The following is a 14,698-nucleotide window of genomic DNA, read 5'->3' on the forward strand; positions in this document are numbered from 1 at the left end:
TCCTTGTGATTAAAGTGCTTTAGTTACAAGCTTGAAAAGTTTACCTTCGCTTATTCCAATAATTGGCTTATACATAAGCACGATAATTTTTGAAATCCCATTCCGTAAAATTTAACATGAACCGAAAGCAATTTCTACTTTCACTTACAGCACTGCCCATTTTATCAAATGCAATGAAACTAACTAATTTAGAAAAAATCGCTGCACCTTTAAGTAATACCGATAAAATGCCGGTGTTGTTTCTTGGACATGGAAGTCCAATGAACGCTATTGAAGAAAATGAATTTGTTGCCGGCTTCAGAAACGTCGGCAAATCAATTCCAAAACCCAATGCCATTTTATGTGTATCGGCACATTGGGAAACCAAAGGAACCTTTGTTACCGCCATGAAAAACCCTCCTACCATTCATGATTTTGGCGGCTTTCCCAAAGCTTTATTCGATGTGCAATATCCTGCTCCCGGCAGTCCACAACTCGCCGCCGAAACAAAAGCACTGGTGAAAAAAACAGAAATCGGATTGGACGAAAAATGGGGATTAGACCATGGCGCTTGGAGTGTAATCACGCATTTATATCCCAATGCGGATATTCCGGTTATTCAATTAAGCCTTGATTATAATCAAACACCGCAATACCACTACGATTTAGCGAAAGAGCTTTCTGCTTTACGCAAAAAAGGTGTGTTAATTATTGGAAGTGGTAACATGGTGCACAACCTCGGCATGGTAGCCTGGGATAAATTAAATACCGATGCTTATGGCTATGATTGGGCGCTTGAAGCAAGCGATAAAATGAAAAAATTTATTCTCAGCAGCGATCACAAATCACTTATCAATTTCCGAAATCAAGGCAGGTCTTTTGATTTGTCAATCCCTACTCCTGAACATTATCTCCCTTTGCTGTACACCTTGGCATTAAAGGATGAGAAGGATGAAATTTCATTATTCAACGATAAAGCCATTGCCGGCTCACTCACTATGACATCTGTAAAAATAGCCTAATGACCTTTCAAAAATTCGTAATTTCATTTTTAATTTTGTGCTTCATGAGCTTAACACTTTCGGCACAAGAATCGGCTGCCACCAATTTATTTTATTTAGAGCGGGCACCGAAAGTCAAAACTGAAAATCCACCCCTCTTAATTTTACTACATGGTATTGGTAGCAATGAAGCGGATTTATTTTCCTTTGCAGATAAATTGCCCGATAATTTTCTGATTGTTTCTGTACGCGCACCTTACACCTTGGGACAAGGAAGTTACGCATGGTATCAAATGGAGTTTAATGGTGGAACGCCTACAATTAATGTGGAACAGGAAATGAAAAGCAGAACGCTTTTGTTAAAATTTTTAGATGAATTAAAACTCAAATTAAAATTCGATTCCCAAAAAATTTACCTCTGCGGATTTAGTCAAGGTGCGATCATGTCCTATAGCTTAGGGCTCACTCATCCCGAGCGTATTCATGCCATTGCTTTAATGAGTGGCAGAATACTCGATGAAATAAAACCCCAAATCGCGACAAAAGAAAAATTAAAATCCTTAAAAATTTTTATTTCTCACGGCACTGAAGACCCTACTTTGAATATTGCTTATGCCAGAAGTGCAATGAAATATCTAACTGAATTAGGCATACATCCAAGCTATAAGGAATATCCCGAAAGGCATACTATATCCGCCCAAATGCTTGCTGATTTAATTGCCTGGTTAAAGCAAAATTAGTAAGTCAATGACAACTCAAAGGCAATTCAAAAAGCTATCAACTCAATCATTCATTTAAAATTCTACTGAATAATGGCTGAATTAAAAACAAAAAAAACGGAAAGCAGTGTAAACGATTTCTTGCTTAAAATTGAGGAATCGACTAAACAAAAGGACGCTTTTTCATTAGTAGCACTCATGGAAAAAGCTACCAAAGCCAAGGCTAAAATGTGGGGCCCGGCCATCATTGGCTTTGGTGATAAACGCATAAAATATGAAAATGGACGTGAACTCGATTGGTTCATCATGGGTTTCTCACCACGCAAACAAAATTTTGCATTGTATATCAGCGGAGCAGTAGATAAGCAACAAGCACTTTTAAAAAAATTAGGCAAACACAAAACCGGTAAAGGTTGTTTGTACCTCACTAAACTGGAAGAAGTGGATTTAACTGTTTTGAAAGAAATTATTCAAAAAGGTATTTGATTAAATGCAATTCGTTTAAAGTGTTTAAGATTTAATAAAGACTAAAAGCACTTTCCTGTTTCGGAATGCAAATTTACATTCCTGTTTCTGTGCTGATTTACGCTTATAATAAAGAATAAAAAAGCTCACATCACCAAACGGTAATGTGAGCTGGGGGATTTGTTTTCCTTATTAAAATTACGATATCTACATCGTGAATTCAAGTAGTGAGGGTTTATTTCGTTGGAATTTTCCGCTGTAATGATTTCCCCTAAACAAATTATTATGAAAAAAGCTAATACACAAAACTAGCTTGCCTTTTACCCAAAAACATTATACAATTTCGTTAATTGCTTACATAATTTTCACTCTTATGTATCCGCAATTTCCACTACAATCGCAATTTAGTTAAACGCTATTCCTAAAAAAGAAATATATTCGCTTACCTAAATTATTTTAAACATGCAGGAAACTCAAAGCCTAGAAGCTATCCAAACCTTTAGCGGTAAATATCCCAAACAACTTTGGTATTTGTTTTTTAGTGAAATGTGGGAACGCTTTTGCTTTTACGGGATGCGCGGCATGCTCACCGTTTTTATGGTTACCCAATTGATGATGAAAGACGATGTGGCTAATTTGCAATATGGCGCCACACAAGCTTTCGTTTATGCCTTTACTTTTATTGGTGGTTTGTTTGCCGATAAGATTTTAGGCTTTCGCAAATCACTTTTCTGGGGAGGAATTTTAATGATTGTAGGAAGCTGTATACTGGCCTTTAATCCGCACGAGTTCTTCTTTTTAGGAATTAGTTTCTCCATTATCGGTACCGGTTTTTTTAAACCCAATATTTCCACCATGGTAGGTTCGCTTTACAAAACAAACGACAGTCGCAGAGATGCGGGCTTTTCGCTTTTTTATGCCGGCATAAATGTGGGCGCGCTCTTAGGCGGATATGCCTGCATCACCATCGCAAAAAACTACTCTTGGAATTTAGCTTTTGGTTTGGCTGCAATTGTTATGACCATCAGTTTGCTCACCTTTGTTTTTACCCAACGCAGTTTAGGTCCTATTGGTTTATCTCCTTTACAGGCAGATGCAAACGGGAAGACAAAAAAATGGTATGAGTATGCCACTTACATTGGCTCGCTGCTTATCATTCCCATCATTATGAAAATGGTAGCCAAGACCGAATACACCGATTATTTTATGTACACCATCGGACCTTGCACACTCATTTATATTTTTTACGAAATGTCAAAATTTTCGCAGGCCGAACGTAAAAAACTTTTGGCAGCACTTGTATTCATTATTTTCTCGATTTTGTTTTGGGCCTTTTTTGAACAAAGCGGCGGCTCACTGAGCTTGTTTGCTGCCGGCAATTTAAACGATACGGTGTTGGGAATTAAACTCGATCCGAATGGAGTAAACAATGCCGCCAATTCCTTATTCGTAATCATTTTTGCTCCAATTCTTGGTTTGCTTTGGGTATGGATGAGCAAGCGCAACAGCGAACCCAATACGGTAGTGAAATTTGGATTTGGTTTTTTATTTTTAGCACTCGCTTTCTATGTTTTTTATGCCACCCGTTTCTTTGCAAATGAGCAAGGAATAACTTCTTTGGATGTATTCACACTTGCATATTTTGTTATCACTTTCGGTGAGTTGTGTCTTTCACCCATCGGCTTATCCATAATGACCAAGCTTTCGCCCAAACCTTTGCAGGGGGTAATGATGGGCATGTGGTTTTTAGCTAGCGCTTACGGACAATATGTGGCCGGTATTTTAGGTGCAGGAATGAGTGTAGTAAAAGAAAATGCCACCAGCACCGAAAAACTCATTGCCTATACAGACGGTTACAAGCAACTGGCGATTTATGCATTAGTTGCAGGCATTGTGATGATTGTAATTTCGCCTTTGGTGAAAAAATTAATGCAGGAGGTAAAATAACACGAGCTGTTTATTTTTAATATTGACCAGTTGAAAGCATTACCAATGTGCAGGCCTCAATTGTTTCAATGCCTTTGCTTTCGGCTAATTTTTCAAGTTCAGGATTCTCCGTTCCCGGATTAAAGATGATTCGTTTGGGCTTTAAACCCAATATATAATCGAAATAGGCTTCTTGATTCTTGGGATTTAAATAAAGCGTTACCGTATCAATATCTTTTATTTCTTGCGGACTTGTTTCGATTGTTTTACCCAGCAGCTCCTCTTTCTTTTTACCCAACAACTCAATTTCATGGCCATGCGACACCAATTTATTGGCAGCTAAAAAAGAATAGCGTTCCCGATTTGTAGAAGCACCTAAAACAAGTGTTTTTTTCATTTTGCCTTTAAAAGATTGATCGTATAAAGTTACGGGAATTAAATTAATACTTGCTCAAAATAACTTATGTCTCAACTGACAAACTACATCTTAAAAACATAAATTTGTTGCAAATAAAAAGTAACATGGATAAACGGTTTACGGACATAATTCTTCTTATTAAGCAATCTCGCACTAATGCGATAAGAGCCATAAACGCTGACTTAATTAACCTCTATTGGAACATTGGGAAATATATCAAAAATAAAATCGACCAATCGGAATGGGGAGATTCAGTTGTTTCCGAATTGGCCAAATACATACAGAAAAATGAACCCGAAATTAAAGGTTTCTCCGACAAAAATATATGGCGTATGAAACAGTTTTCGAAACCTACAAAGATTTTCCAAAACTCTCAACACTTTTGAGAGAAATTAGCTGGTCACATAATTTGGCGATATTTTCAAGATGTAAGATGGCTGAAGAAAGAGAGTTCTACTTAAAACTTGCTAAACAGGAAAATTATAGTTTTCGGGAACTTGACCGACAGATTTCTGCAAGCCTTTTCGAACGGACAATGATAGGAAATTCCAAACTCTCAACAGGGTTGAGAGAAAGTGACAATAAACTAACAAACACATTTAAAGACAGTTATGTATTTGAATTTTTGAACTTACAAGAACTACATAGTGAAAACGAGTTACAACGTGGACTTATAGGCCAAATGAAGAACTTTATACTTGAACTTGGAAAAGATTTCTTGTTTATTGGAGAAGAATTCAAATTGCTGGTCGGTAACAACGATTTTTATATTGACCTGCTCTTTTACCATCGCGGGCTACAATGTTTAGTTGCATTTGAACTCAAAGCAGACAAGTTTAAGCCAGAGCATTTAGGACAACTAAACTTTTACTTAGAGGCCTTAGACCGTGATACAAAGAAGCCAAACGAAAACCCAAGTATTGGAGTTTTGTTGTGTAAGGATAAGGACAGCGAAGTTGTTGAATATGCTTTAAGCAGAAGCCTCTCTCCTACAATGGTTGCGGAATATAAAACTCAATTACCAGACAAGAAATTTTTACAACAAAAACTACACGAGTTATTTGACAAAGAAAAAGACAAGAAATAAATCCACAATTCTTAACAAGATTTATCTTATTGACTTTTGCATATATATATTCGATAAGGATTCATATGAATGGATTTTTATTAAATTTAATCCAAATCAGGTCGAACGCTTCATTTGCCAATATAAGACTCCTTAATTGAACCATGATACTTAATTTGATTTACAAATTCACATTCATTATTTCCTTATTTTATTCTTGTGCTTCATTAGCACAATAATCACCTTTTATTAATTGGTCCGACAAGCAATCAAATAGTATTGGAAAATTAATCGATAAGGATAGGTCTGGAAATATTATTATACTTGGAAGTACTGATTTTGATGGGGGTTGGAGACTATTATCCTATAAAAACTATAAAATATGATTAAAACGGTAATATTTTTTGACAACAAGTTTACCTGGATTCAGTGTCTTTATTTGTATTATGAGAAAAGTTAATACTATGACGAAAATTCTTTTGATGATGTGTTTTAGTATTTCTCTAACAAGTTACTCAATTGCACAGCAGAGTAGTTTTTTGAAAACCTACAACGGAAATAATGACCTTAGCTTTCTCTCTGTGGACACTGTGCATGATGGAGGTTATATCATAAGTGGGGTTGATTGTGTTTTTCATGGATGCAATTTTATGACAATTAAAGCAGATAGCATAGGCAATGAAATATGGAGGTATGAGAATAATGAATTTAATGGTAATTCATCGGGTTATTTGGATAACGGTATATTGAAAATTAGAGAGACTTATGATCATGGTTTTATCGCAATTGGAAGCATTAGAACAGATAGCACAATTGGTAATTATGACGGATTGGTTGCGAAAATAGATAGTAGTGGAACTCTTATTTGGAAAAGGGAATACGATTTTTCTAACTATGACAGATTTATAGATGTTTATCTTGAGGATGATTCTTCTTTTGTAATATCAGGCAAAGCATTTGACAAAAGCCTACTCCTAAAATTGATAATAACGGTGACACCATTTGGTGTGAACTCGGGCCAACATTTGCTTATCCTCTCTATTTTTATCCGAGTCAGTTGATAAAGATTTCTAACCAATACATTACCGGAGGAAATACCGATTCGCTTACCTCTGGCTATGGCTGCTTGACAATAGTGAAATATGATTCTTTAGGCCGCTTCACAGGGCTTTATAACTATTATGATACAACCGATACTTATTCTAGTGGGTCTTTTAGAAGAACAGCTCAAAATTCAATCTTAGCAAGTTCATTAATGAAATCAGGCACTCACTATTACTGTAAGATAACAGAATTTGACTTAAATGGAAATATAGTTAACCTCTGGTATACTCCTAAAGCAGGTGAACTTGATACTGACAGCTCAATTGTCACTATAATCAATGCCTCTCTTAATTCAGATAGTCTTTATCCCAAAAGGACAAATTTTTTCAATGATACTTCAGTTGATTACAGTTCGTTTGTATCGCCCTTTTCGACCTTTTATGATTTGCTTTCGGATAAAATAGGAAATATTTTGGCTTGTGGCACTCAAAATATTTTTGGTCGCGAAGGTTGTCTGTCTAAGTCAGTCAAATTAGGACAGATTGGAATAGATGAGATATCAACTCCTATTTCAATTGAATTCTTTCCCAACCCTTCAAAAGAATCAGTTCATTTTCATTTAGATAAACTGCCAATTTCTCAAGGAATGTATTCTGTATCCATTATCAATTCATCAAGTCAAATTGTAAGATCCGTAAGCACAATTAATTCTTCAGATTTTACAATTGACTTATATGATTTAGCAAGAGGTATTTACTTTTTTAAAATAACTATGAATTGTAATAAAATAGCGTCAGGAAAATTAATTCTTAACTAAATATAAACATATTAAAACAATAGGACAACTTCGTTGCCCACAATCCAACATCATGAAAGCAAAACTATTTTTTGTATCATGCAGCACCTGCTAAGCGTTGCTTCCTGCGGTTTTTAATTGATAAAGCATTACTCAGTATGGAAGATTAAACACCAATCTGATATTCAAACTTACTCTTACCTAATCCAACTTAAATCAATTAAAATACTCCTTCATACGCTCAAAAAAGCTTTTGTCTTTATTGGAAGGTTTGGGCTTAAAATTTTCGGAAGCACTTAACTGCTCCATAATTTTGCGCTCTTCTTTGCTCAGGTGTTGAGGCGTCCAAACGTTTACATTTACAAGTAAATCACCTTTTTCATAGCTGTTTAGTTCCGGCAAACCTTTTCCGCGCAAGCGTAAAATTTTATTAGCGTGTGTGCCCGGATCTATTTTAATTTTAGCCTTACCATCAATGGTAGGCACCTCAACCGTTGTGCCCAATGCAGCATCCGAAAAACTAATGTATTGTTCGAAATGTAAATTATTGCCTTCGCGTTTTAGCTGTGGATGTTCTTCTTCTTCTATCACAACCAACAAATCGCCCGGTACCCCACCTCTTGCAGCGGCATTCCTCTCCCACTCACACTTAATTGCATGCCGTCAGCCACCCCTGCAGGAATTTTAATAGAAATCGCATCTTCCGCTTTCACAATCCCATCTCCAAAACAAGTTTTGCATTTATCGCTAATAATTTGGCCTTCTCCTCCACAAGCCGGACAAGTGCTGCTGGTTTGCATTTGCCCTAAAATGGTATTCATTACTCGGGTAGTTTGTCCGCTTCCACGACAGGTGCTGCAGGTATGAAAAGCAGAGCCGTTTTGAGCTCCGGTGCCTTTGCAATTGTTGCAGGAAACAAATTTATTTACCTTAATTTTTTTCTCTACTCCATGGGCAATGTCTTCCAAGTTTAGCTTCACTTTTATGCGAAGGTTGCTGCCTCTATTCACTCTACGCCCACCCCCACGAGAACCGCCGCCAAATCCACCGCCAAAAATATCCCCAAAATTGCTGAAAATATCTTCCATGTTCATGCCGCCAAATCCGCCACCACCATATCCACCACCTGCGGCTCCACCCATTCCGGCATGACCAAATTGGTCATATCTACTCTTTTTGTCAGCATTGCTTAATACATCATACGCTTCAGCCGCCTCCTTAAATTTTTCTTCCGCTGCCTTATCGCCCGGATTTTTATCGGGATGGTATTTCATCGCCATCTTGCGATAAGACTTTTTTATCTCCTGCTCATCAGCACCTTTTGCAACACCCAATACTTCGTAATAATCTCTTTTCGCCATATTTAAAAATCGTAAATCATACTTTCTGCCACAGCAGCTTAAAATTCAACATCCCGTTAAAACGGAAAAATTAATGTACTAAAGCCTATTTATTTTTTTTGTTATAAAGCTTAGATTTAAGCTCCCACTACAACTTTTGCAAATCGTATCACCTTGCCATTCAGCGTGTAACCCTTCTCTAACTCATCAACTACTTTACCTTTCATAGAATCGTCGGGAGCAGGAATATTGGTGATGGCTTCATGCAAATCAGCATCAAAAGCCAAGCCTTTACTCTCCATTTCAGCAAGTCCTTTTTGTTGCAATGAATTTTTAAATTTTTGAAATATCAGGTTCATACCTTCCTTCACAGCTGCTACATCACTTGCCTCCTCGGCTGCTTTAATTCCTCTTTCAAAATCATCCAAAACAGGCAATATGGTTTTAAAAATATCTTCTCCTGCAGTTTTACTCAATTCAATTTTTTCACGGGCGGTGCGCTTACGAAAATTATCAAATTCGCTGTATAAGCGCAAAAATTTATCATTTGCTTCAGTCAATTTTTCTGATAATACCTCTTCTTCGCTGGCTGCTGATGCCGGCAATTGCTCTTCATGAGCTGACTCTTTTTCGGAATTTTCAGTTGATTCGGATTTATTTTCAATATTCTCGGCCACGTTTTCTTGCGTTTCGCTATCCATTTTAAACAGTTTTTTAAATTTATTTTTCATTGCCTGCTTTTCAAAAATCCAACCATTCTAATACTAGCGTCAAAATGGCATTTTTTTGAGGAGTGCAAAGATACTATTCTCGCACTTTTACGGAATTAAATAATTGGTAAAAATTGCATCGATTTATCCAATGGATTTTTTATCGGTTGCCTCAGCAGTAAATAATAGCTTGAAGCAAGTACTCCAAAATAAAAATGCCCCGCTTTTAACGAGGCATTTAATCATTCTATTTTGAGTTTATTACTCTTTCAAAAGTTTTTTAAGTTCATCATCTAAGGCAGCTCCACGCAATGCTTTTGCAACAATTACACCGTCTCCGTCAAGTAAAAAATTAGTAGGAATCGAATTTACACTATACAAGCGTGCAGCTTCCGATTGCCAAAAACCCAAATCGCTCACATGGTATTCCCAAGCTAATTTATCTTTTGCGATAGCCGCTACCCAAGGCTCTTTTGATTTATCTAAAGATACACTATACACGGTAAAACCCTTTCCATTTTTAAATTTCGAATTCTTATAGGTATTGTAAGTCTTCACCACATTAGGATTTTCCATGCGGCAGGGACCACACCAGGATGCCCAAAAATCGATAAGTACAATTTTGCCCTTATTTACCTTGGCTAAGGAATAAGACTTTCCATCAGGACTTTTAAAATTTAATTCAGGCGCCTTGTTGCCAATATTTAAACCAATTGCAGGTGCACTTCCTGTGTGACTTGTAATAAATCCAAAGCCTACAAAAGCAATGGCCAGAATCAAAATTGCTGCGTTTATCTTTTTCATTTTCTTTTATGGGGTTGCTAAATTTTTGAATAAGAATGCCAAAGTTACAAAAAGTTTTAGGCCTTAAAATCCATTTTTAGTTAAATACTTATTTTGCAAAGCTAATTCGCTTGATATTAGCTCCTAATTGAATTAATCGTGTATCAATATTCTGATAGCCTCTATCAATTTGTTCAATGTTGTGAATAATGCTTTTTCCTTCGGCCGATAAGGCAGCAATTAGCAAGGATACACCTGCACGAATATCAGGCGAAGCCATTGAGATGCCTCTTAATTTGTACTTTCTATCCAAACCAATTACTGTAGCCCGGTGTGGATCGCACAAAATAATTTGCGCCCCCATGTCAATTAATTTATCTACAAAAAACAAACGGCTCTCAAACATTTTTTGATGTACTAAAATACTACCACGTGCCTGTGTAGCTACAACCAACACAATGCTCAACAAATCCGGAGTTAGACCGGGCCAAATAGCATCGGCAATAGTTAGTATAGAACCGTCAATAAAGGTATCAATTTCGTAATGCTCTTGCGATGGAATATAAATATCATCGCCCCTCAACTCCAATTGAATTCCCAGTTTGCGAAAGGTATCCGGAATCACGCCCAATTCGTTATAGGCAACATTTTTAATGGTAATTTCGGATTGTGTCATTGCCGCTAAGCCAATAAAACTGCCAATTTCAATCATATCCGGAAGCATGGTGTGCTCCGTTCCTTTCAAATACTCCACACCTTCAATGGTGAGCAAATTGGAACCTACACCTGTAATTTTTGCTCCCATACGGTTCAGCATTTTGCACAATTGCTGAATGTAAGGCTCGCAGGCTGCATTGTATATGGTGGTTATGCCCTTTGCCATCACGGCTGCCATTATAATATTGGCAGTTCCGGTTACAGAAGCCTCATCCAGCAACATGTAACAACCTTTTAAATTAGAGGCTTCTACTTTGTAAAAACTCTCATTGGAATCGTATTCGAATTTAGCGCCCAATTTTTGAAAACCAATAAAATGGGTATCCAATCTTCGTCGTCCGATTTTATCGCCACCCGGTTTAGGAATATATCCTTTACCAAAGCGCGACAACAATGGGCCAATAATCATAATGGAACCACGCAAGCCTCCACCCTTCTTTTTAAATTCGGGCGAATTCAAATAATCGATGTTCACATTGTCGGCTTGAAACGAATATTTTTCAGGACCCAAGCGTTCCACTTTCACACCCAACTCTCCCAAAAGCGAAATCAATTTATTTACATCCACAATATCGGGAATGTTGCTGATGGTAACCTTTTCGGGAGTTAATAGCACAGCACACAGAATTTGTAAAGCTTCGTTTTTTGCGCCTTGCGGAATAATCTCGCCCTTTAATTTTTGACCGCCAATAATTTCGAATGCACTCATTTTTTTTTTGTGTTATTGGTTAATTTTTATCCATTTCTAGTTACACGTTCAAGACATGCAGCCACACACATCAAGCAGCTAAGCTTAGCAAAGTATAATCATGCAAAGCGATTGAGTGCATTTGAACAGAAATAAAAGTAGGGCTTTCCTTTACTGGAAATATGGTTAAAGAATAGAGTTTTTAAGATAGGGCTGTTAACAAAAGATTAGTATTTCTTTTTGTCGCCACCCCCGTTGTTACGGTTTTTTTGTTTGCCGTTATTCATGAATTTACGCTTCTTATTGTTGTCGTTTCGCGTAGGTTGAGGCCGAGCGGCAATGTACTCTCCTGCTTGTAAACGTACGTTCTCGCGCAAGCGTAATTCACCTTTTGATAAAAGCCCAAGTTGCTCCAATATGACATCATCTCCTACTGAATCTTTATTCCAGTTCATGTAAGATTTTTTCATTTGGTTGGCGATGGCTTCCACAAAAGCATTGCGCATGTCGCCATCTTCCATAGCTTTCGCTTTGGCAATCATATTTTCGAGGTTTTTGCCGTAATGCTTGTAGCGGATATGATTGCTCGGATAACTCAGCATTTCGGGCTTGGTCTCAAATGTTTCTCTTGAAGGTTTTGGATAAGGTGAATCCACATCCAACTGAAATTTAGAAATAATAAAAAGGTGATCCCACAATTTGTGCTTAAAATCATTTACATCACGCAAGTGTGGATTTAATTGGCCCATTACATCAATTATGGCTCGTGCTACTCGGTTGCGTTCTTCCTTGTCGGCAATCGTTAGAGCATGATCCACCATTTTTTGAATGTTTCGTCCGTACTCAGAAATAACTAAGTGCGGTAATTCCGTATTGTATTCCATTTAAAATTTTTCTGATTTTTAAATCTATTCGGCTAATGCCGCCCCAACTCGTGCAGGTATTTTCTGAATTGCTGCTTCAAAAGTAACACAATTCTTTTGATTCAAAAATTTATTGCGCTGTAAATCTAATGCAAGTCTAATTTGCTTCAACTTAATACAGAATTTATTATTTTGCGGAGGAATTACATTTTCAAAGGTGAAGAAAAAACAAAAAGCAAAGCTGCCTCAGCCTGACCCAAGCGCTATTACTGTAGCGGAAACCACGCAATCCTCCGCAAGGAATTACCTAAAAGAATACCTGTTCATTACCGCACTTGCTTTTACAAATTTTGGAGCCTCTATCTTTAATAAATACGCCTTAGATGATTACATTGTTCTGGTAAAAAACACTTTTGTGCAAAGAGGATTTGCCGGAATTTCAAAAATTTTGAGCAAAGACACTTTTGCAGGAATGACGGATGCCAATCTTATGGTGCTCTCCGGTGGGCGCTATCGGCCTTTGAGCCTGGTAACTTTTGCCATCGAAAATCAGTTTTTTGACAACAATCCCGGCTTATCTCACTTTATTAATGTACTGCTTTATGCACTTACTGGCATTGTCTTGCTGCATGTTTTAGTGCGCATATTCTCCGGAAATAACCTGCTTGCATTGTGCACAACCGTATTATTTATGGTACTTCCCATACACAGTGAGGCGGTTATAAACATTAAAGGGCGCGACGATATTATGTGCTTCCTTTTTTTCCTAATGGCAGTTATTTGTTTATTCAAGTATGTGGATAGCACAAAATTAATATGGTTTATTTCAGCTACACTTCTTTATTTTCTGTCTTTACTCAGCAAGGAAACTGCTTTAACTTTTGTGCTGATTTTCCCGCTGCTGCTCTATTATTTCAGTCCTTTAAAAGCGACTAAAATTATACAAACCAGTTTAGGATTTATTGCCGGTATGTTGTTGTTTTTAGCCCTGCGCTATGCCGCCACCCACGACAATGGCGCCATTCCAAGTAACGATATATTTAACAATCCATTTGCATTTATGAATGGCGAACAACATTATGCAACTATTTTTCTAACCTGGTTGATTTATTTAAAACTGATTTTTTACCCATTGCACTTGTCTTACGATTATAATTTTAATCAAATACCAGCTACAACTTTTAGCGATTGGCGGGTAATTCTTTCGCTTGTAATTTATACAGGTGGCTTGGTTTTGGCGTTATTTCTATTCCGTAAAAAATCCATTTATTCTTTTGCTATTTTATTTTTTGGAATCACTTTTTCGATACTTTCTAATTTGTTTTTCAATATAGGTGCCCCAATAGCCGAGCGCTTCATGTATATGTCTTCCTTGGGCATTTGTATTGCGGTTATTAAATTTTTAATGGATGTTGTTGATCGCTTCAGTACAAGCGCACCATCAGCCAAAAAATATACACCGGTGCTTGTTTTGGTAGGCTTAATTGTAATTGGAAGCGCCTACTTAAATATAGCGCGCTGTGCCGATTGGGAAGACAGCAACACGCTTTTTATCGCCGATGTAAAAAATGTTCCTCAAAACTCAAAAGCGAACTTAAATGCTTCCTTGGCCTATTTAAAATTAAGTGAAGACAGTATTAATAAAACGCACAATGCGGCGATGCTTGATTCAGCTAAAAAGTATATCGAAAAAGCCTTGGCAATTTATCCGGCCCGTGCCGATGGATACCTTAATATGGGTGTAATTTATTCGTGGAAAGATAATTTCGACTCAGCAGAAGTTTGGTGGGACCGCGCGCGCAATATAGAGCCCAATAGCGCCACTTTAAAGGGCTATGAAAAAGTACTTAGTGATCACTATTATAAAAAAGGATTGAAAAAAGGTGTTGATAAAGATTTTGCAGGGAGCATTGCCGATTTGCAACATGCATACCGCTATGATACACTAAATGCTGCATTAACCTATAATTTGGGTGGAGCTTTTTATACCGTTAAAGAATATGAGAAAGCAAAACTGTTTTGGAAAAAAACACTGCGTCTCGATCCAAACAATCAAGGAGCAATAGGTGGTTTAAATGCTTTGAGGTATACCCTTCGCGGGAAATAATAGCCCCATTTCTTCGAAGGATAAATTGATTCAAGATTTTAATTGTTTCATTAAAACTAGAAACGCCCGACAAATA

12 protein-coding genes and 2 pseudogenes are annotated in these 14,698 nt (G+C 37.1%); 8 read left to right on the forward strand and 6 right to left on the reverse strand.

All coding sequences use genetic code 11. From position 1 onward, the window contains the following. Positions 1-116: 116 nt before the first annotated feature. The 4 genes from ygiD to IPP32_10535 all read left to right on the forward strand — a co-directional run bounded on the left by ygiD (position 117) and on the right by IPP32_10535 (position 4,111). Positions 117-1,001 (forward strand): 4,5-DOPA dioxygenase extradiol, encoded by an 885-nt coding sequence (ygiD, locus tag IPP32_10520; GenBank protein MBL0048516.1) that lies wholly within the window; start codon positions 117-119, stop codon positions 999-1,001. Then, on the forward strand, positions 1,001-1,720 hold the full coding sequence (locus IPP32_10525; protein MBL0048517.1) for an esterase: 720 nt from the start codon (positions 1,001-1,003) through the stop codon (positions 1,718-1,720). Before ygiD ends, IPP32_10525 begins: the two co-directional genes overlap by 1 nt. Before the next feature lie 72 nt (positions 1,721-1,792). Then, positions 1,793-2,185, forward strand: a complete 393-nt coding sequence (locus IPP32_10530; protein ID MBL0048518.1) for a DUF1801 domain-containing protein — start codon at positions 1,793-1,795, stop codon at positions 2,183-2,185. A 441-nt stretch (positions 2,186-2,626) separates the two neighbouring features. Next, complete coding sequence (locus IPP32_10535) at positions 2,627-4,111, forward strand: peptide MFS transporter (protein MBL0048519.1); 1,485 nt, start codon at positions 2,627-2,629, stop codon at positions 4,109-4,111. A 16-nt stretch (positions 4,112-4,127) separates the two neighbouring features. On the opposite strand, the gene IPP32_10540 is transcribed toward IPP32_10535, so the two are convergent. Next, complete coding sequence (locus IPP32_10540) at positions 4,128-4,487, reverse strand: CoA-binding protein (protein ID MBL0048520.1); 360 nt, start codon at positions 4,485-4,487, stop codon at positions 4,128-4,130. 125 nt (positions 4,488-4,612) lie between these two features. Between IPP32_10540 and IPP32_10545 the strand changes: the two are divergent. From IPP32_10545 to IPP32_10555, 3 genes and pseudogenes are all read left to right on the forward strand, one after another. Then, positions 4,613-5,595 (forward strand): annotated as a pseudogene (locus IPP32_10545) (DUF1016 family protein). Positions 5,596-6,038: 443 nt separating this feature from the next. Beyond that, the gene (locus IPP32_10550) at positions 6,039-6,635 is read left to right on the forward strand and encodes a hypothetical protein (GenBank protein ID MBL0048521.1); all 597 of its coding nucleotides are present in this window, start codon (positions 6,039-6,041) and stop codon (positions 6,633-6,635) included. Further along, positions 6,632-7,435, forward strand: coding sequence for a T9SS type A sorting domain-containing protein (locus IPP32_10555; GenBank protein MBL0048522.1), 804 nt, complete (start codon positions 6,632-6,634; stop codon positions 7,433-7,435). The genes IPP32_10550 and IPP32_10555 overlap by 4 nt, the downstream gene beginning before the upstream one ends. 195 nt (positions 7,436-7,630) lie before the next feature. Here the strand turns inward: IPP32_10555 and dnaJ are convergent. The 5 genes and pseudogenes from dnaJ to IPP32_10580 form a co-directional block, all read right to left on the reverse strand. After that, positions 7,631-8,775 (reverse strand): annotated as a pseudogene (gene dnaJ, locus IPP32_10560) (molecular chaperone DnaJ). A 116-nt stretch (positions 8,776-8,891) separates the two neighbouring features. Beyond that, positions 8,892-9,455 (reverse strand): nucleotide exchange factor GrpE, encoded by a 564-nt coding sequence (locus tag IPP32_10565; protein ID MBL0048523.1) that lies wholly within the window; start codon positions 9,453-9,455, stop codon positions 8,892-8,894. A 270-nt stretch (positions 9,456-9,725) separates the two neighbouring features. Further along, on the reverse strand, positions 9,726-10,268 hold the full coding sequence (locus tag IPP32_10570; GenBank protein ID MBL0048524.1) for a TlpA family protein disulfide reductase: 543 nt from the start codon (positions 10,266-10,268) through the stop codon (positions 9,726-9,728). Positions 10,269-10,356: 88 nt separating this feature from the next. After that, positions 10,357-11,673 (reverse strand): UDP-N-acetylglucosamine 1-carboxyvinyltransferase, encoded by a 1,317-nt coding sequence (gene murA, locus IPP32_10575; protein MBL0048525.1) that lies wholly within the window; start codon positions 11,671-11,673, stop codon positions 10,357-10,359. A 206-nt stretch (positions 11,674-11,879) separates the two neighbouring features. Further along, complete coding sequence (locus IPP32_10580; GenBank protein MBL0048526.1) at positions 11,880-12,536, reverse strand: DUF4290 domain-containing protein; 657 nt, start codon at positions 12,534-12,536, stop codon at positions 11,880-11,882. A gap of 196 nt (positions 12,537-12,732) precedes the next feature. Here IPP32_10580 and IPP32_10585 point away from each other — a divergent pair, with 196 nt between their 5' ends. Next, complete coding sequence (locus IPP32_10585; protein MBL0048527.1) at positions 12,733-14,622, forward strand: DUF1736 domain-containing protein; 1,890 nt, start codon at positions 12,733-12,735, stop codon at positions 14,620-14,622. Positions 14,623-14,698 lie beyond the last annotated feature (76 nt).

This window comes from Bacteroidota bacterium, from assembly GCA_016721765.1.
Classification (GTDB): domain Bacteria; phylum Bacteroidota; class Bacteroidia; order UBA4408; family UBA4408; genus UBA4408.